This window comes from bacterium, assembly GCA_024226335.1.
Lineage (GTDB): Bacteria > Myxococcota_A > UBA9160 > SZUA-336 > SZUA-336 > JAAELY01.
Genome location: JAAELY010000237.1, coordinates 1 through 1,763 on the forward strand (window position 1 = coordinate 1; position 1,763 = coordinate 1,763).

1 protein-coding gene is annotated in these 1,763 nt (G+C 63.6%); it reads right to left on the reverse strand.

The features are described from left to right. On the reverse strand, nucleotides 1-1,510 hold a 1,510-nt coding region (locus GY725_11635; GenBank protein MCP4004838.1), incomplete at its 3' end, for a hypothetical protein. Nucleotides 1,511-1,763: the final 253 nt, after the last annotated feature.

Here is a 1,763-nt window from a genome sequence, read left to right on the forward strand (position 1 = left end):
GCTCGGCATCCTTGAGGGTCTCGAACACACGCTCCTTGTTGTGCTTGCCCGAGACCTGGGACAGCCGACCCGCCCACGACTGCCACACTTCGGTGAACTCTTCCGGGTTGTTCTCGAAGAAGTGGGCGAAGTAGTTCCCGCCGCGTGTCGAGAACTGCTCTGGGGTAATCATCCCCAGGGCCACGGCGTCTTCGCCGAGTTCCTCGAGGAAGTCAGAAACGCCCCGGGAGGCGACGCGCTGCGCTTCGTTCTGTATGCCGTTGACCGCTCCGTCCTCGATCGCCGACACGGAGCCTTCAACGAGCTTCGGGTTGTCCTGAAAGAACTTGAACCAGTCAGAGTCCATGACCCGAGCCGTGTACCGGCCGGCGAGCAGCGCTTCGCCCTTGCGCATACGGCGAGCCGCAGCGATCACGAACTCTCGCGTGGACTCAGGGAGATCGGCCAAGCGCTCGAACGGGTGGAAGATCCCGGTGATGACCTTCCGCATCCCCTGGTAAGTCTTCTCAGCCCCGGTGATAACGCGATCGCCCCAGGAGAATCTCTGGAGCGCCTTGGTCGCAGGCTCGCCGAACTTCGATGTGATTGCCCGCAGGGTCTTCCCTTTGACCACGGGGCGGCCCCACCATTTGATACCGCCCTGGTCCAGAATCGCATCCGCCCCGTGCTTCTCGATGGCCTGATCGAAGGCAAGACGCTGGAGTACGCCTTCCGTGGCCTCGTCAGCGGCCTCCAGACGGCCGATCCCGTATGCCCTGTCCAGTCCGGCCTGCCTGGATTGGCGACCGATCACGTCCTCTCCAGCGCCTAGTAGGATTTCCTGGGCCTTTCTGGGGTCATCCAACGACTTTCGGATTGTGGAGAGTTCGCCGCTGACCAACTTTTGACCACGCTTGGTTAGTAGCTTAGTTCCAAGCCCAGTGAATGTTTTACGTATCGCACCACCAAGGCCAAAATGGAAGTAACTCAGCGGGTCCGTTGCGATGTCGAGGGCGAGCCCGAGGGTGCCGCGGGTGTTGACGAAACTGCCGAACCATGTGCCTTCGAGCGCCGGCAGGGCGTCGCCGAGCGTGACGGTGCCAACCCCGGCGCTCTCGAGCACCTGCCCGAAGGTCTCTTTCTGCGCCTCGACGTCGGGGATGATGGACGAGAGCAGCGGGAGCGATCGGGCGGAAGACAACAGCTCTCGTGTGGCGCGAGCCGTCGCAGCCCCGAGCCCCTTGCCCTGCGCGATCTCGTCGGCGAAGCCCGCCGTGGCGAAGTTGAAGCCCTGCAGCACGTCGAGCGTGCGGGCGAAGAACCCCGGCTGGTCCTGCGCGATCTCGTTCGCCCCGGTGGCCTGCTGGAGCGCTTCGAGTTCTTCTGACTCTTGCTGGAGTTCGGGGAGGGTGGCGAGACGCGAGCGCTTCCGCTGGGCCCTGATCTGCGCCAACTTCCCGAGCGCACCCGTAGCCCCCGCACCCGCCGTGCGAGCCGAGCGGATGGTTCGCAACTGATCTAGGAGTGCCATTACCTAAGTTGCGGCAAGCGCTGGAACAGGGACTCTAGGTCTTCGCCGAGCCCACTGACGAACTCAGTCGGCGGACCTGCGACTGCCCCCTGCCCACCTCGCTGTGGGTCGCGAATTCGCTTCTGCTCCTCGACCGCAGCGACCTGTTGCTCCACTGAGAGAGCGGCCCGGCCCACGGTCCTGTCCCAATATTGGAGCGCCTTCGCGACCATGAGTTCTTCCATCTCTGGGTCGCCGACAAACTGTGAGCGTA